This window comes from Nonomuraea sp. NPDC050547 (assembly GCF_044457345.1).
Lineage (GTDB): Bacteria > Actinomycetota > Actinomycetes > Streptosporangiales > Streptosporangiaceae > Nonomuraea.
Genome location: NZ_JBITGW010000025.1, coordinates 42290 through 58824, shown reverse-complemented (window position 1 = coordinate 58824; position 16535 = coordinate 42290). Strand labels below are relative to the sequence as shown.

At 71.3% G+C, this 16535-nt stretch carries 13 protein-coding genes; 5 read left to right on the top strand and 8 right to left on the bottom strand.

Annotation, left to right across the window (positions count from 1 at the left end):
- Positions 1 to 10 precede the first annotated feature (10 nt).
- The 6 genes from ACIBHY_RS46700 to ACIBHY_RS46675 all read right to left on the bottom strand — a co-directional run bounded on the left by ACIBHY_RS46700 (position 11) and on the right by ACIBHY_RS46675 (position 7515).
- Positions 11 to 799, bottom strand: coding sequence for an endonuclease/exonuclease/phosphatase family protein (locus tag ACIBHY_RS46700; RefSeq protein WP_397257661.1), 789 nt, complete (start codon positions 797 to 799; stop codon positions 11 to 13).
- Entirely contained in the window at positions 796 to 2694 is a 1899-nt protein-coding gene (locus ACIBHY_RS46695; RefSeq protein ID WP_397257663.1) for a hypothetical protein, read from the bottom strand. The genes ACIBHY_RS46700 and ACIBHY_RS46695 overlap by 4 nt, the downstream gene beginning before the upstream one ends.
- Positions 2691 to 3860 carry a Gfo/Idh/MocA family protein gene (locus ACIBHY_RS46690; RefSeq protein WP_397257664.1) on the bottom strand — a complete coding sequence of 390 codons (1170 nt, stop codon included), beginning with the start codon at positions 3858 to 3860 and terminating at the stop codon, positions 2691 to 2693. The genes ACIBHY_RS46695 and ACIBHY_RS46690 overlap by 4 nt, the downstream gene beginning before the upstream one ends.
- Entirely contained in the window at positions 3861 to 5072 is a 1212-nt protein-coding gene (locus ACIBHY_RS46685) for a glycoside hydrolase family 20 protein (protein WP_397310119.1), read from the bottom strand.
- Complete coding sequence (locus tag ACIBHY_RS46680) at positions 5069 to 6232, bottom strand: Gfo/Idh/MocA family protein (RefSeq protein ID WP_397310118.1); 1164 nt, start codon at positions 6230 to 6232, stop codon at positions 5069 to 5071. The genes ACIBHY_RS46685 and ACIBHY_RS46680 overlap by 4 nt, the downstream gene beginning before the upstream one ends.
- A 140-nt stretch (positions 6233 to 6372) precedes the next feature.
- Positions 6373 to 7515: an ROK family transcriptional regulator gene (locus tag ACIBHY_RS46675; protein WP_397257670.1), complete on the bottom strand. Its 1143-nt coding sequence runs from the start codon at positions 7513 to 7515 to the stop codon at positions 6373 to 6375.
- 445 nt (positions 7516 to 7960) lie between these two features.
- Between ACIBHY_RS46675 and tdh the strand changes: the two genes are divergently transcribed.
- From tdh to ACIBHY_RS46650, 5 genes are all read left to right on the top strand, one after another.
- Positions 7961 to 8986 carry an L-threonine 3-dehydrogenase gene (gene tdh / locus ACIBHY_RS46670; protein ID WP_397257672.1) on the top strand — a complete coding sequence of 342 codons (1026 nt, stop codon included), beginning with the start codon at positions 7961 to 7963 and terminating at the stop codon, positions 8984 to 8986.
- Between the two features lie 33 nt (positions 8987 to 9019).
- Positions 9020 to 10192 carry a glycine C-acetyltransferase gene (locus tag ACIBHY_RS46665; RefSeq protein WP_397257674.1) on the top strand — a complete coding sequence of 391 codons (1173 nt, stop codon included), beginning with the start codon at positions 9020 to 9022 and terminating at the stop codon, positions 10190 to 10192.
- 17 nt (positions 10193 to 10209) lie between these two features.
- Positions 10210 to 11115, top strand: a complete 906-nt coding sequence (locus tag ACIBHY_RS46660) for a LysR family transcriptional regulator (protein WP_397310117.1) — start codon at positions 10210 to 10212, stop codon at positions 11113 to 11115.
- An 89-nt stretch (positions 11116 to 11204) separates the two neighbouring features.
- Positions 11205 to 11795 (top strand): TetR/AcrR family transcriptional regulator, encoded by a 591-nt coding sequence (locus ACIBHY_RS46655; RefSeq protein ID WP_397257678.1) that lies wholly within the window; start codon positions 11205 to 11207, stop codon positions 11793 to 11795.
- A 69-nt stretch (positions 11796 to 11864) separates the two neighbouring features.
- Positions 11865 to 13073 carry a cytochrome P450 gene (locus ACIBHY_RS46650; RefSeq protein WP_397310116.1) on the top strand — a complete coding sequence of 403 codons (1209 nt, stop codon included), beginning with the start codon at positions 11865 to 11867 and terminating at the stop codon, positions 13071 to 13073.
- A gap of 135 nt (positions 13074 to 13208) precedes the next feature.
- Here ACIBHY_RS46650 and ACIBHY_RS46645 read toward each other — a convergent pair whose 3' ends face one another.
- Together ACIBHY_RS46645 and ACIBHY_RS46640 are read right to left on the bottom strand one after the other, a co-directional pair.
- Positions 13209 to 14816 (bottom strand): GTPase, encoded by a 1608-nt coding sequence (locus tag ACIBHY_RS46645; RefSeq protein ID WP_397310114.1) that lies wholly within the window; start codon positions 14814 to 14816, stop codon positions 13209 to 13211.
- Entirely contained in the window at positions 14813 to 16531 is a 1719-nt protein-coding gene (locus ACIBHY_RS46640; RefSeq protein WP_397310113.1) for an ABC transporter, read from the bottom strand. Before ACIBHY_RS46640 ends, ACIBHY_RS46645 begins: the two co-directional genes overlap by 4 nt.
- Between the last annotated feature and the right edge of the window lie 4 nt (positions 16532 to 16535).

The following is a 16535-nucleotide window of genomic DNA, read 5'->3' as shown; positions in this document are numbered from 1 at the left end:
GTTCCAGGGTTCAGGGGTGGAAGTCGGTGACCAGGGCGGCGTGGTCGGAGTAGAACGGGCCCGGCGGGTGGTGGGGCAGGCGTTCGGTGATGATCCTGGAGCCGGCGGCCTTGAGGCCCTTGGCGAAGATGTAGTCGATGCGCTCGGGGATGCGTACGTGGGCGCGGTCGGGCTGGGTGCTCCAGGTGTGGCCGGGGTCCTGTGAGACGGCGCGGAAGGTGTCGGTGTATCCGGCGTCGACCAGGATCTGGGTGGTGCGCAGGTGGGGCCAGTCGGCGGCGGGCAGGACGTTGAGGTCACCGGCGAGCACCACCGGTGACGGGTCGCCGTCCAGCAGGCGGGGCAGTTCCTCGCCGACGATCCGGCCGAGCTCGGACAGCTGTACCCGCTCGGCCTCCCGGATCGCCTCGGGCCCGGCGCCGGAGGCGATCACGTCACCCAGCCAGGGCTCGGAGAAGTTGAGCCACGTGACGAAGACATTGACCTCGGCCCCGCCGGCCAACCCGGGACGACCGGACGAGCCGGGCCTGCTCACGCGGATGCCGCCGAAGCGGAAGTCGTCGAACGACGGCGGGAACACGTGCGTCACCGGCAGGCGGCTGAAGATCCAGAGGTTGTCGCGGTCCCTGGCGGTGATCCGGGTTCCGGTGTAGCCGGGCAGACCCCGCAGGATCGTCTCGGCGGCGCCGTACGTCTCGATGGAGCAGAAGACGTCCGGGGCGACGGCGGCGACCTGCTCCACGATGAGGGGCAGGTCGGCGCGGCCACCGTCCCAGATGTTCCACGACAGGACCCTCAACGCCACTCCAGCAGCACGTATCCCCGGTGCGGGACGTCGGCCTCGACGTGGACGCGGCCCTCGGCGCGCCGCACGGGCACGGACACGGGTTCCGCGAGCGGGGCCAGGAGCGTCGCGGTGACGTCCCGGTCGAGGTCGGCGACGGGGCGGGCGGGGTCGGCCGAGCCGTTGGCGATCGCCAGGCGCCAGCCCGTGCCGGTTCTGGCCAGGTGCGGCAGCAGGTGCGGGCCGCCGGTGACCAGGGGAAGCTCCGCGTTCAGGTAGCGGAGGGCGCGGTGGGCGAGGGCCTGTCCGTCGTCGCAGCGGCCGAGCGACTCGGGGGTGCAGGCGGCCAGGGTGACGACGCGGCCGCCCAGGCGGTTGGTGAAGGCGACGCGGCCGTCGCCCCAGTGTTCGCCGCGTGGGGTGAGGATCTCGGTCCAGGTCTCGGCTCCGGGCAGGGCCGCGAGCCGCGCGACGGCCGGCTGTACGTTCACGCTGAGCAACTGCCCGCTGTCCAGAACCCGCTCCATGCTGTACGGCTGCCGCGCCGGCGCGTCCCGCTCGGCCACCTCCTCCACGCGCACCCCGAGCAGTTCCCCGAACCCGCGCTCGGCCAGCACGAGCGCCGCGTGCCCGTCGAGCAGCAGCCCGCCGGACAACAACGTCTCCACCTCGCCATCGGGCACACCCCAGGCGACCTTGCCGAACACGGCGTTGACCGCGCCCACCCCGGCCTGGACGGGCACCCCGTAGGGCAGCAGGTACTCGGCCGCCCGCAGCGGGTCGGCCCGCAGCCCGTCGAGCCCGCCGTCGCCCCACACGTGGGCGGCGGTGTCGGGCCACCACGGCACCCCCACCCCATGAACCGAAATATCCGGACTGAACGCCCGGTCCACGGCCGGGCGCGACCGCGACAACATCCGGCCCACGCGCGGATAGCGCTGCGGGTCACCGGTCACGAACGGATGCACGTCCAGCAGCAATCCGCCCGCACCGGACAGCCGGGCCGTCACCATCTCCGACCACGTCTGGGTGTCGGACTTGGTCCACTCGGTGTGCGGCCAGTTCTCGATCTCCGGCGCCACCTCCACCCCGGCTGGACGCAGCCCCCGCTGCAGCTCCAGCATCGCGATCGAGTACGACAGCCGCCGCCCCGGCGCGTCCCCGTAGGGCGCGAAGTGCGGCCGGTGCACCTCGATCCGGTCGAAGAACGCCGCCCAGTCCCGGCCCTCGACCGAGGCCACGCCCAGCCCGGAGCTCATCAGCCCGAGCTTGGCCCGGCCGGCCACGGCCTGCCGTACCAGATCGAGGACCTCCAGCTGCGCCTCGCGCCAGGTGCGCTGCAGCAGCGCCCGCCAGGGGTGCGGCGGGCCGGTGGCGGTGATCGCGGCGACCAGCTCCTCGCGGGTCGGCTTGTCGCCCGCGAGCAGCGCGAACCGCTCCAGCATCTCGGGCTCGAAGCCGCCGCCCCAGGTGAGCGGGGCGTGGTTGTGGAAGCGGAAGTCGTCCTCCAACCAGAGCACGCGGAAGCCCAGCCGGGAGAAACGCCCGTAGTGCCCGGCCAGCCAGTCGCGCCAGACCGGGCAGGCGAACGAGGCGGTCGCCGTGGCCGCCTCGCCCAGCGGGGAGACCATGGGCGCGAAGCCGAGGTCCTGCGTGCGACCCCGGTCGGCGTGGCCGACGGTGACCCACGGGTTCAGGCTGGCGCCGATCCCGTGCGCGTCCAGCGTGTCCTTCACCTCGGCCACGTGCTCGAACCACAGGTCCTCGCCGACGCCGACCGGGTGGCCGGCGTGCAGTTCCTCGGAACCGTAGATGAGCACGACCTCCTCGATCCCGTGCCCGGCGCAGTACGCCGCCAGCCTGGCCGGATCCCGGCCGGGCAGCACCTGGTAGCGGAGGTGGTAGGTCATGACTGCCCGCGGTCGAAGTAGGCCACCAGCTCGGGGTCGAGCGCCGGGATGTCGTACGGCATGCCGCCGTCGCGCAGCGACATCGTGGCCATGTAGCCCGCTGCCACGCTCATGCGCGCGGCCACCGGCGAGGTGTCGGTCACGCCGCCCTCACGGACGAACCTGCAGAACTCGCCGATGATGCCCGGGTCGGCGCCCCCGTGCGAGCCCTTGGCTTCGGGGATCTTGTACGTGATGTCGGCGTCGGCCCGGTACTCGCTCGGGCCGGTGTTCCATACCTTGACCACGTCGCCGGGGCCGTCGCCGAAGTTCTCCAGGCGGCCCTCGGTGCCGATCACCGTGTAGTTGCGGAAGTAGTCGGGAGAGAAGTGGCACTGCTGGTAGGCGGCGATGACGCCGTTGTCCAGGCGCATGTTCATCACGGACACATCCTCCACGTCGACGACGTGGTTGAGATCGCGGCGCGTTGTAGGCGGCCAGTCGAACTCCTTCAGCCACCCCTCCGGCCTGGGCGTGTCCGGGGCGCGGCGGGGCAGGTCGCCGTAGACCATGAGGTCGCCGAAGGCGTTGACGCGGCTGGTGTAGCCGCCGGCCAGCCAGTGGATGACGTCCAGGTCGTGCGCGGCCTTCTGCAGGAGCAGGCCGGTGGTGTAGCGGCGGTCGGCGTGCCAGTCCTTGAAGTAGTAGTCGCCGCCGTAGGAGACGAAGTGCCGCACCCAGACGGCCTTCGGCTCGCCGATCACGCCCTTCTGGATGATCTCCCGCATCAGCCGGACCACGCCCATGTGGCGCATGTTGTGCCCGACATACAGCCGCGTACCGGTCCTGCGGGCCGTCTCCAGGATGTTGTCGCAGCCCTCGACCGTGATGTGCATCGGCTTCTCGAGATAGACGGCCTTGCCCGCCTCCAGGCAGTCGACCGCCAGCCGCTCGTGCGTGTCGTCCGGGGTCGCCAGGATGATCGCGTCGATGTCGTCGCGTTCCAGCAGGTCGCGGTAGTCCTCGGCGAGGAAGTCGGCCTCGAACCGCTTCGACTGGCGCTTGAGGACGGCCGGGTCGATGTCGCACAGCGCGCTCACCACCGACCCCTTGCCCGGCCGGTGCGCGGCCAGGTGCAGACTCGTCCGGAGGCCGAGACCAACGGCTCCGATGCGCAGGTCTTCCACTTAGATCCCTTCTCGCGGGTACGGCGAGCCGTTCCACATCTTGCTGGCGAGGATGGCGAACGTGGGCCGGATCAGCCGGTCCACGTCCTGCTCGGTGTAGTCGAGTTCGGTCATGTCGTTCCACACGGCCGACATGGCGCCGCGCAGCAGCGGATGCCGGGGCTCGACGGACTTGCCGCCCGGGAAGACGTGCGGCTGCCACTCACGGGCCAGGAACTCCGCGTCCAGCCCGTCCGGGTGGTAGTAGCCGGCCTTCGGGACGACGTAGAGCGTCTCGTCGTTGGTGTTGATGAACGGGTAGCCGTCCCTGATCGCCTCGACCGGGTCGTACCAGGAGTTGGCCCAGGTGTTGATCGTCACGTCCCGGTCGTAGCCCTCGGCGTCGCCGGTCATCCGGGTGAAGCTGCCCCAGGCGCGGGCCTGCTTGCCGTGCGACCTGATGTGGGCGGCCATGGCGTTGAAGTAGTCGCGGAACAACCCGGGGTCGGCGAAGTACTCGTCGGCGCCGAAGTGCACCGCCGGACCGCGGAACCACGGGACGAACTCGTCGAACAGCTCCATCATGAAGGCGGTCGTCCGCGGCCTGGACAGGTCCAGGTGGTCGCCTTCGCCCAGGTCGGGGCGGAAGCGGGTGAAGGCCAGCGAGTGCGCGGGGCCGTCGATCTCCGGGATCAGCCGGACGCCGTTGGCCGCGGCGACGTCCTCGAAGGAATCCCAGTCGGCCCGCGTGTACACGCCGTCGGTCGCCGACAGGCCGGGGAAGCGCGCGCTGGCCAGGCGGAACGCGGCCTGGACGCCGTCCCAGCCGCCGCCTTCCTTCTTGAAGCCGTTGTCGTTGAGGTGGAGCTGCAGCTCGTTGAGCTTGAGCTCGCCCATGTGCCCGATCAGGTCGCGGATGTAGCCGGGGGTGAAGAAGCGGCGGCCGACGTCGAGCATGAAGCCGCGTACCTCGTAGTCGGGCCAGTCCACGGCCACGCCGACCGGCAGCTCGCCGTCCCTGGCCAGCGCCTGTTCGGCGGTGCGGGAGCCGTACAGGAGACCGGCCGGGGAGGGCGCCTCCACGACGGCGACGTCGCGCGTGATCGTGAGGCGGTAGCCCTCCTCGGCGAAGCGCGGGCCGCCCTCGTCGTCGCTCAGGCCGGGGACGAGCTCCGCGCGGATCTCCGCGGGACGGCAGACGCCCTCGCCCGCCAGCCAGCGCCGGACGTTCACCGCTCCACCTGGCCGCGGTCGAAGTAGGCCACCAGCTCGGGGTCCAGGGCAGGGATGTCGTACGGCACGCCGCCGTCGCGCAGCGACATCGTGGCCATGTAGCCCGCCGCCACGCTCATCCGCGCGGCCACCGGCGAGGTGTCGGTCACGCCGCCCTCCCGCACGAACCCGCAGAACTCGCTAACGATCCGCTCGTCGGAACCACCGTGTGAGCCCTTCGTCTCGGGCACCTTGTACGTGATGTCACCTTCGGCGCGATACCCGGTGGGACCGTGGTTCCACACCTTGACGTGGCCGCCGTCGTTCTCCAGGCGGCCTTCGGCGCCGATGACCGTGTAGCTGCGGTTGTAGTCGGGCGTGAAGTGGCACTGCTGGTAGGCGGCGATGACGCCGTTGTCCAGGCGCATGTTCATGACCGAGAGGTCCTCGACGTCCACGACCGGGTTGAGGTCCTTGCGCGCGGTCGGCGGCCAGTCGAACTCCTTCAGCCACCCCTCCGGCCTCGGCCTGTCCGGGGCACGGCGGGGCAGATCGCCGTAGACCACGAGGTCGCCGAACGCGTTGACCCTGGTCGTGTAGCCACCGGCCAGCCAGTGGATCACGTCCAGGTCGTGCGCGGCCTTCTGCAGCAGCAGGCCGGTCGTCCTGGCCCGCTCGGCGTGCCAGTCCTTGAAGAAGTAGTCGCCGCCGTAGGAGACGAAGTGCCGCACCCAGACGGTCTTGGGCGGGCCGATGTCGCCCCTCTGGATGATCTCCCGCATCAGCCGCACGACGCCCATGTGGCGCATGTTGTGGCCCATGTAGAGCCGCGTACCGGTCCTGCGCGCGGTCTCCAGGATGTTGTCGCAGCCCTCGACCGTGATGTGCATCGGCTTCTCGAGATAGACGGCCTTGCCCGCCTCCAGGCAGTCGACCGCCAGCCGCTCGTGCGTGTCGTCCGGGGTCACGACGAGGACGGCGTCGATGTCGTCGCGTTCCAGCAGGTCGCGGTGGTCCTCGGTGAGGTACGGCGAGCCGAATCGCTCCTCGGCCTTCTTCAGCGCGGCAGGGTCGGAGTCGCAGAGGGCGGCGACCACCGAACCGCGGCCCGGCCGGTGCGCGGCCACCGCGAGGCTGAGCCGCAGCCCGAGGCCGATGACCCCGATGCGTAGATCTTCCACTTGCCGTCCCTTCAGGCTCCTTGACCAGTCCTGAAGGTTAGCGAGGATTTATGAAAGAATCTATAGAAAATCAGGCAGAAATTCCGGCGTAAGCGACACCAGGGCCGTGAACTACCCTGGAGATAAGCAACTCGACAGCGTTAAAGCCCTACGGAGAAGAGGGTTCTGTCGGCGTGGTTGAGCGCCAGCCGTACCGCGCCCACCACGATCGACTCGCGGCCCAGCTCGGAGGCGACCACCTTGGGCGGGTAGAGGCAGACCCGGTCGAGATAGGCCTGGATCGGGCCGACCAGCAGCTCACGGCCCCGCGCGAGCGCACCGCCGATCACCACCATCTCGGGGTCGAGCGGGTTGACGATCGTGACCAGCCCCTCGCCCAGCTTCAGCGCGAACTGCTCCACCGCCTCCACCGCCGCCGGATCCCCCGACCTGGCGCGCTCGAACGCGAACTCCGCCATGTCACTCGGCGCCCTCAGCTCGCCCGGCTCGGCGGCCATCGCGTAGGCGATCACGCTCCCGAACGCCGACCAGTTGCCGTTCGGCTGCTCGCCCAGCTCGCCCGACGCCGCGTGGGCGCCCCGGTACGGCACGCCGTCGATGAGCAGCCCGAGCGCCAGCCTGTTGCCGGTGAACAGGTAGACCACGTCCCGGCACTCCTGCGCCACGCCCCGCCAGTGCTCGGCCAGGACGGCCAGGCGCATGTCGTTCTCCACCAGCAGCGGCGCGGACAGGGCCTTGCGCAGCTCGGCCTGCAGTTCCAGACCGGTCCAGTCGCGCAGCCTGACGCTCTTGACCACGCGGCCCTCGCCGTCGACCACACCCGTGGTCCCGACCCCGACCGCCGCCAGGTCCCCGGCCGTCAGCCCGAGATCGGCCGCGCTCTCCTCCACCAGCTCGACCACGGCGGCCATGCGCTCGCCCGCGTCCACCTCGCGCGGCACCCCGATCGAGCGCGAACCGACCACGTTCCCCTTGAGGTCAGCGGTCATGGCCCGGATCGTGGAGCCGCCGATCCCGATCCCCACCACGTGCCTGGCCGCCGCCCGGAACCGATAGCGCCGCGCCGGGCGCCCGCGCTGCCGGTCGCCCAACTCTTCCTCGCACTCCTCCGCCCAGCCCTCGGCCAGGAGTTCCTCCACGATCGCCTCGGCCGTCGGCCTGGACACCTTCGCCGCCTTGGCCAGCTCGGTGAGCGTGACATCGTCGCCGGCCCGCAGGATCCGCAGGATCGCCGCCGAGTTGAGCCTGCGCAGAAGGGAGGCGTCGCCGCTCTGCTGTACCACCTGACCTCCACCCTTCTGGTTGAACGAACAGTGTACTTAGCCAACCTTGTTACGTAATCACAGCCAGGTACCCCACCCCAACCGTTTGCCGTCAACCACCCCAACCCCGCCACCCGCCCGCCTGACAGGGGAGACGAACATGCGTCCTTCGCCCGCGCGGGAGGGCCGCAGGGCGTCCCGGCAGGGGCGTCGCCGGGCAGGGTGACATGTGGCCGGTAGCCCGAAGGCCCTCGGGTGGGGGCGAGTCTGCGGGCGGTCTCCCCCAGCGGTCCCCGGCTGGGGGGTGGGCGACACGCCAGGGATCGCTGAGGGGGTGGACCGTGGGATTGGGGGGTCTGGCAGGGGCGTGAAGGTTCTCTGTTGGGGGAGTTAAGGAAACCTCGATGGACATGCCCGAAGCCCGCCGGGCACAGTGCGTAAGGTTCAGACGAGGGGGTTGGTTGCCATGAAGGCGCTGGTCAAGGAGCGGCCCGAAGAGGGGCTGTGGCTGAGGGACGTGCCGGAGCCGACGGTGGGGCCGGGTGAGGTGCTGATCAAGGTCCTGCGTACCGGCATCTGCGGCACCGACCTGCATATCCGGAAATATGATGACTGGGCCCGGCACACTCTCGATCTGCCGCTCATCGTGGGGCACGAGTTCAGCGGGACCGTCGTCGAGGTCGCGGCCGGGGTCGAGGACATCAAGGTCGGGGATCTGGTCAGCGGCGAGGGACACCTCGTGTGCGGGAAGTGTCGCAACTGCATGGCCGGGCGCCGCCACCTGTGCCGCAACACGATCGGGCTGGGGGTCAACCGCGACGGCGCCTTCGCCGAGTACGTGTCGATCCCGGCCTCCAACGTCTGGGTGCACCGGGTGCCGGTCGACCCCGACATCGCGGCCATCTTCGATCCGTTCGGCAACGCCGTCCACACGGCGCTGTCCTTTCCGCTCGTCGGCGAGGATGTGCTGATCACGGGCGCCGGGCCCATCGGGCTCATGGCCGCCGCGGTCGCCACCCACGTCGGCGCGCGCAACGTCGTGATCACCGATGTGAGCCCGGAACGGCTTGATCTGGCGGGCAAGCTCGGGGTCACGCTCGCGCTCAACGTCGCGCGGACGCCCATCGCGGACGGGATGAAGCAGCTGGGGATGCGGGAGGGGTTCGACGTCGGGCTGGAGATGTCCGGCAACCCTCGGGCCATGCGGGAGATGATCGCCACGATGACCCACGGCGGGAAGATCGCGATGCTGGGGCTTCCGGCGGAGGAGTTCGCGATCGACTGGTCCACGGTGGTGACGTCGATGATCACCATCAAGGGGATCTACGGCCGCGAGATGTACGAGACCTGGTACAACATGTCGGTCCTGCTGGAGAAGGGCCTCGACCTCTCCCCCGTGATCACCGACCGCTTCGGCTACCGCGACTTCGACGCCGCCTTCGACACCGCCGCCAGTGGCCGTACCGGCAAGGTCATTCTCGACTGGGAGTGAACGCCGCCCGCCGTACCAGATCTTGGAGGTTTGATGTTTTCCACCGTCCGCGACCAGCTGCGTGAGACGCTCGACGAGATCACCGAGGCCGGGCTGCACAAGCCCGAGCGGGTGATCAGCACCCCGCAGAACTCCCACGTACGCGTGGGCGAGGCCGAGGTCCTGAACTTCTGTGCCAACAACTACCTCGGCCTCGCCGACAACCCCGAGGTCGTCGCGGCGGCGCGGGAGGCGCTGGAGCGGTGGGGGTTCGGGATGGCGTCGGTGCGGTTCATCTGCGGGACCCAGGAGGTGCACAAGGAGCTGGAAACCCGCCTGTCGGACTTCCTGGGCATGGAGGACACGGTCCTCTACAGCTCGTGTTTCGACGCCAACGGCGGTGTGTTCGAGACGCTGCTCGACGCGCAGGACGCGGTGATCTCCGACGCGCTGAACCACGCGAGCATCATCGACGGCATCCGGCTGTCGAAGGCCAGGCGCCTCCGTTACGCCAACCGGGACATGGGCGAGCTGGAGTCGCGGCTCAAGGAGGCCTCGGACGCGCGGCGACGGCTGATCGTCACCGACGGCGTGTTCTCCATGGACGGATATCTCGCGCCGTTGCAGGAGATCTGTGATCTGGCGGACCGCTATGACGCGATGGTCATGGTCGACGACTCACACGCCGTCGGCTTCGTCGGCCCCACCGGCCGCGGCACACCTGAGCTGCACGGCGTCACCGACCGGGTCGACATCATCACCGGCACGCTGGGCAAGGCGCTCGGCGGCGCCAGCGGCGGCTATGTCGCGGCCCGCAAGGAGATCTGCGAGCTGCTGCGGCAGCGGTCGCGGCCGTACCTGTTCTCCAACTCGCTCGCGCCCGTCATCGCCGCCGCGTCCCTGCGCATCCTCGACCTGCTGGAGACCTCCAACGACGCCCGCGACCGGCTACGCGCCAACACCGCGCGCTTCCGTGCGCGGATGACCGAGGCCGGGTTCGACATCCTGCCCGGCGACCACCCCATCGCGCCCGTCATGATCGGCGACGCGGCCGAGGCCGGAGCCATGGCGGAGCGGCTGCTGGAGCTGGGCATCTACGTGATCGGCTTCTCCTACCCGGTGGTGCCGCACGGGCAGGCGCGCATCCGCGTCCAGCTCTCGGCCGCCCACTCCACCGAGGACGTCGACCGCGCCGTGGACGCGTTCATCACGGCACGCATCGGATAGACCCTATGCTCGGCCGCGTGATAGAGACGCGGCGCCTGCGCACGCTCCGCGCGGTGGCCGACCACGGGACGGTCACCGCCGCGGCGGCGGCGCTCCACCTCACGCCGTCGGCGGTGTCCCAGCAGCTCGGCGCGCTGGAGCACGAGGTCGGGCACCGGCTGTTCATCCGCGATGGCCGCGGCGTGCGGCTCACGGCGGTCGGCCGCATCATGCTGGCCCACGCCAACGAGGTCCTGGCCCAGCTCGAACGCGCGGAAGCCGAGGTCGCCGCCTACACGACCGGGGCGGCCGGCGAGGTCACCGTGGCCTCGTTCGCCACCGCGATCGCCGCCCTCCTGGCCCCCGCCGTACGCACGCTGCGCGAGACCTCCCCCGGCCTGGACGTGCGGGTGCGCGACGCCGAAGGCGACCACAGCCTCACCATGCTCCTGGACGGCGAAGCCGACCTGGCCATCGCCGTGGAATACCGGGGCGCACCGGCCGACCAGCGCCTGACCCGCGTCCCCCTGTACGCCGAGCCGTTCGACCTGGTCCTGCCCACCAGCCACCCCCTGGCGAAGTCGGGCGGCGTCGCGCTGGCCGAGCTGGCGGCCGAGAGCTGGATCGGCCCTTACCCGGGCAACCCGGTGCACGACGTCATCGCCGTGGCCGGCGAGCAGGCCGGGTTCACCCCGGACTTCGCCCACTCCTCCGACGACTTCCGCGCGGTCGTGGCGCTGGTGGGGGCGGGTTCCGGGGTGGCGCTGGTGCCCCGGCTGGCGCTGCGGGACCTGGATCTCACCGGCGTGGTGGTGCGGGAGGCGCCTGGCCCGGAGCGCCGCGTGTTCGCCGCCGTCCGCAGGGGCGCCGAACACCATCCGCTCCTGCGTCCCCTGCTGCTCACCCTGGACGCCACGGCCACCGATCTCTTCCCGCACACCTGAAACAACCCGACCCCTTGACCAACCCGGCAAGTCATGAAATATAGGGAAAGGGATATATATCGGAACCTCGATATACCGGAGGTGTCAGCGTGGCGACCCAGGATCAGCGACGGGCCGAGACCCGTACCCGGCTGATCGACGCCGCCGCCGACCTCTTCGCCAGAAAGGGGTTCCACGCCGTCTCCGCCGAGGCGGTGGCCGAGGCCGCCGACCGGACCACCGGCGCCCTCTACAACCACTTCGGCGGCAAGGAAGGTCTCCTGCTCGCCCTGCTGGAGGCGTGGAAGGACCAGACCGCGGCCGACCTGCTCGCCGGGTTCGAGGAGATCACCGAACTCGACGACCGGCTGGCCGCCCTCTTCGACGTCCTCACCCGTGACGAACCGGATCGCGGTGCGGCATGGCTCCTGCTCGAACTGGAGCTGTGGCTGCACGGCGCGCGCGATCCCCACATCGGCGAACCGCTGGCCAGGCGCTACGCCGACATCCGTGCCCGACTAGCCGAGGGGCTGTCCGACTGGGCGGCGGCCGCGGGCGTACCGCTCAGGCGATCGCCCGAGCAGACGGCCGTGGCCGTGCTCGGGTTACTCATCGGTTGCGCGGTACAGCACCGCCTCGACCCGCCCGCCGTGGAGCGGGCGGCCGTGGTGCTCGCCCTGCGCGACCTGCTCGGCTTCTGACCCCCTCATCCGGTACGGCCCGCCGTACCGGAAACCAGGCCCCGATCCCCCGCGCCACAAGGGAGCCCGATGCGCATCGACCTGCTCGAGAACACCTGGGAACGCCACGTCCCCCACGACCAGTTCGCCTACCTGCGCCGCAACGCGCCCGTCTACTGGCACGACGTCCCCGACGACACCGGCTTCTGGGCGGTCACCCGCTACCACGACGTGAAGGCCATCAGCCGCGACGCCAAGACCTGGTCCACCGAACTGGGCACGACGTTCATCAGGACGCAGTCGCCCGAGTTCATCGAGATCGCCAAGCTGACCCTGCTCAACATGGACCCGCCGAAGCAGACCCGTTACCGGCGGCTGGTCAGCGCCGGGTTCACGCCGAAGATGATCGGCAAGCTGGCGGCGACCGTACAGGCGAGGGCCGAGCGGATCGCCGACGACGTGCTGGAACGCGGCGGCGAGGTCGAGTTCGTCACCGACGTCGCGGAGTATCTGCCGCTGCAGATGATCTGCGACCTCATCGGCGTCCCGGAGAGCGACCACCACCTGATCTTCGACTGGTCGAACCGCATGGTCGGCTTCCAGGACCCCGACTTCCGCACCAGCCCTGAGGACGGCGAGATCGCGGCGGCCGAGATCTTCGCCTACTGCGACGCGCTGGTGGACGAGCGCCGCACCCGGCCGCGCGAGGACATCCTGACCGCGCTGGTCCAGGCCGAGGTGGACGGCGACCGGCTGACCCGGGAGGAGATCGACTCCTTCTTCGTCATCCTGTGCGTCGCGGGCAACGAGACCACCCGCAACCTCATCTCCCACGCCATGAAGGCCCTCATCGACCACCCCGCCGCCTACCGCGAACTCTCCGCCGGACTGGGCGACGAGGCGCTGTGGCGCAGCGCGACCGAGGAGTTCCTGCGCTGGGGCTCGTCCATCCACAACTTCCGCCGCACCGCCACCGCCGACACCGAGATCTCCGGCCGACCGATCCGGGAGGGCGAAAAGGTCGTCACGTTCTACGCCTCCGCCAACCACGACGAGGCCGTCTTCCCCGACGCCCACCTCCTCGACCTGCGGCGCACGCCCAACGACCACGTGACGTTCGGCGGTGGCGGCCCCCACTTCTGCCTCGGCGCCAACCTGGCCAGGCTGCAGATCACCTGCATGATCCGCGAACTCGTCCGCCGCTTCCCCGCCGCCACCCACACGGCCCCGGTACGGCGTATGCGCTCGGACTTCATCAACGGCATCAAACACATGCCCATCGCCTTCACCCCCCGCTAGCCCCTCGGCCAGGGCCCGGTAAGAGCCACCCCGCACAACCCCCGGCCCGGCCACACAACCAGACCACGCGAGCCGCGCCTCAGCCCCTCGCGTGACCCGGCAGGGGGCCTGGTCACGCCGTCCGGGTGGGTGAGGCTACCGGCGAGCTTGGGTCAGGGCGGTGGTGAAGGCGGTGTAGCGGTCGAGTTCGGTGGTCACCGGGTCCAGGACGTCGGTCCTGGCCACCTCTCCCACCGCCGCGCGCAACGCCTTGGCGGTTCCGCGGGCCCGCCGCCGCCCGCCGATCCACGCCGCCACCCGGGACAGCAACGCCACCAGCACCCCGGCCAGCGCACCCCCCACCAGGAGCACCGTCGGCCATGGCACCTCCAGCACCGTGGGCGTCGGCGGCTCAGGCAGCCGCAGGTAGCCGAGGCCGAAGAGAACGCCCAGCCACAGCGCCCCGGCCGCCATCGCCGCGAACACCACCCATTGCACCGCCCCCACGGCCCGCCACCACCGAGGCCGCCGGGCCGCACGCAGCGACGTGATGGACACCGCCTTGTCCAGGGCGTCGGCCAGCTCCCCCGCCCGTGACCGCGCAGCCCGCCGTACCGCCGCCGCCCAGACCCCGGGCAGCCCGTCGGCCGCGGCCTCGCCGACGTCCCTGATCGCGGTCTCCACCTGCGCCTTCTGCACGGCCGATGCCTCAGGCAGCGAAGTCTTCCCCACGATCTCTCCGGTGGCGGCGGACGACACCCCGATCCGCAACCGCCGCAACGGATCCGGCCGGAACCGCCGGACCCACCGCGTCACCGGCCACCCGGTCGCCACCACGGCCCGATGCCGGTGCGCCTTGCCCACCGCGTCGACCACCAACGGCACCCCGGCCGCCGCACCCAGCGCGGCGGTGAGCGCCTTGGACACCCCGCCGGAAAGCCGCCCGGAAACCTCCACCGCGCCGGAGCCGGTGGCGGCCAGCGCGTCGGCGGCGGTGGCGACGTCCGCGGACAGGCGGCCGGCCCAGGAAAGCCGGGCCGCCACCTTCTCACCGAGCAGAGCGCGGAGCTCGGGCAGCCCGGCCCCGGTGCGGGCGGACACCCCCAGCACCGGCACCCCGTCCAGACCGTCGTCGGCGAGCAGCCGCCGCAGGTCGGCGAGGCAGCGCGAGACGGCCGCCGGCGGCAGCCGGTCGATCTGGTTCAAGACCACGACCATCACCTCCCGGTGCCTGGCCAGCGGCCTGAGGTAGCGCTCGTGCACCGCCGCGTCCGCGTACTTCTGCGGATCCAGCACCCACACCAGCAGGTCCACCACCTCGACCAGCCGGTCCACCTCCAGCCGGTGGCCGAGCTCGATGGAGTCGTGGTCGGGCAGGTCGAGAAGGACGAGCCCGGCCATTCCGGTGTCGGCGGCGACGGCGTGGCGGCGGGGGATCTCCAGCCAGTCGAGCAGCGGCCCGGCCCCGTCGCCGTCCCACAACGCGGCCTGGGCGGTGGAGGTGGTGGGGCGGGTGACGCCGACGGTGGCGAGTTCGGCGCCGGTCAGCTCGTTGAACAGCGACGACTTGCCGCTGCCCGTGGCTCCGGCGAGGGCGGCGACGGTGTGGTCGACGGACAGGCTCCGCCGTACGCCGGCCCGATGCGCGACCTCCCGGGCGGCGGCGACGACGTCGGCGGGCAGCCGTCCCCCGGCCAGGTCGGCCGCTTCCAGCAGGGCGTTGAGCCGATCGTCCAGGGACGGTCCGCGGCGCAGCAGTTTCACCCCTCCTCACCTCCGGCGGCGGGCAGGTCGTTTCGGTGGGCGGTGATGTCGGCGGCGGCGGTTCTGAGGGCGCCGGCCGTGTCGGGAGGGGGTTCGGCCTCGGCCAGGAGGTCGGTGAAGCGCGCGGACTCGGCGTCGAGCAGGGCCTGGACGCGGTCGCGCAGGTCCTCCCTGGCCTTGGTGGTCAGGGTACGGACCGCCTGGTCACCGAAGATGGCCTCCAGCAGTTTCTGCGACAGTACGCTCGTCCCTCCCGCGATCCCCACCTCGATCCCGGTCAGCCCTCCGGTGGAGGCGAACACCGCCAGCATCAGCAGCACCCCCGCCCCGTTGACGCCGAAGGAGGCGACCCGCGCGGTGGTCCGCTTGGCCGCGCCTTCCTGCCGCACCAGGTCGAGGACGTAGTCCTGCCAGCCGCGCACCGCCTTCTCCGCGGCGGCGCCCAGCGCGGAGGAGGCCCGTCCCAGCCTGGCCGCCTCGACCGCGCCGACCCGGTCGAGCAGGCCGGGGCCGCCGGGCGCCGCGGACCAGCCTTCGAGCGCCCGTTCCGCCGACCCGTCGGCGGCGCCCCTGATGAGCGCCTCGACGCCGCTCTCCAGAGCGTCGCGCAGCTGGGTCGTGTGCGCCTTGCCGGTGAAGAAGCCGACGATCCGGTCGCGCAGCCGGCCCACCCGGCTCTCCAGGGAGCGCATCAGGTCGCCGGTCCCGATGAAGTCCTGCCAGCGGGCCATCACCTCGCCGCGCAGCAGTGACCCGTCCCGCATGCCGGCGTCGAAGTCGGCCATGCCGCCCGCGTAGGCGGCGGTGACGATGGAGCGCAGGGCCGTGAAGCCCTCCTGCTGGCGTTCGACGGCGTCGGCGAGGGCCGGCACGCGGGCGGCCAGGCTGTCGAGCGCGCCGGAGAGCGTCTGGCGCACGATGCGGGAACGCTCGGCGGCGTCGGCGGCCAGTTCGGTGAGCCAGAAGACGATCGGGCGCACCGACTCCTGCGGCAGCCGCGCCTTCTCGTCGGGCAGCACGGCTTCCGGCACGGTGAAGAGCTTGGCGCCGGCCAGCCCGTTGACGTCGAGCAGGCGGGTCAGGTCGGCGGAGACCGCGGTCATGGCCTCGGGCGGGACCCGGTCGAGGACGACGGCGAGAGCCGTACTCCGGTCGCGGGCCGAACGCAGGAAGCTCCAGGGCACCTCGTCGGCGTAGCGGGCGGCGGTCGTGACGAAGAGCCAGAGGTCGGCGGCGGCGAGAAGCTGGGCGGCGAGCTGCCGGTTGGCGGTGACCACGGAGTCGATGTCGGGCGCGTCGAGCAGCGCGAGGCCGGGGACCAGCGTGTCCACCGTCACCACGCGCAGCGCGCCGGGACTGTCGCCGGTGGCACGGGAGAGTCCGGGCAGCACGTTCTGGCCCATGAACCAGGCGTGGTCGGCGGGGCTGACCGCGAGCGTGGGCACGAGCGTGGTCGGCCGCAGCACGCCGGGCTCGGCGATGTCGGCGCCGGCCAGCGAGTTGACCAGCGTGGACTTGCCCGCGCCCGTGGAGCCGCCGACGACGGTCAGCAGCGGCGCGTCGATCGAACGCAGCCGCGGCAGCAGGTAGTCGTCGAGCTGGCCGGTCAGCTCCTTGAGCGCGAGCCGATCGGCCGCCGCCTGCCCGATCGCGAGCGGGAAGAGCTCACGGTCGAGACGGCGGCGCAGTGACTCTAATGCGCTCACCAGTTCCATGAGG

What these genes read in the sequence shown, in the direction of transcription:
- ACIBHY_RS46665 (WP_397257674.1), top strand. Translation starts at nt 9,020, where the DNA reads ATGTTTTCCACCGTCCGCGACCAGCTGCGTGAGACGCTCGACGAGATC.
- tdh (WP_397257672.1), top strand. Translation starts at nt 7,961, where the DNA reads ATGAAGGCGCTGGTCAAGGAGCGGCCCGAAGAGGGGCTGTGGCTGAGG.
- ACIBHY_RS46695 (WP_397257663.1), bottom strand. Translation starts at nt 2,694, where the DNA reads ATGACCTACCACCTCCGCTACCAGGTGCTGCCCGGCCGGGATCCGGCC.
- ACIBHY_RS46640 (WP_397310113.1), bottom strand. Translation starts at nt 16,531, where the DNA reads ATGGAACTGGTGAGCGCATTAGAGTCACTGCGCCGCCGTCTCGACCGT.
- ACIBHY_RS46650 (WP_397310116.1), top strand. Translation starts at nt 11,865, where the DNA reads ATGCGCATCGACCTGCTCGAGAACACCTGGGAACGCCACGTCCCCCAC.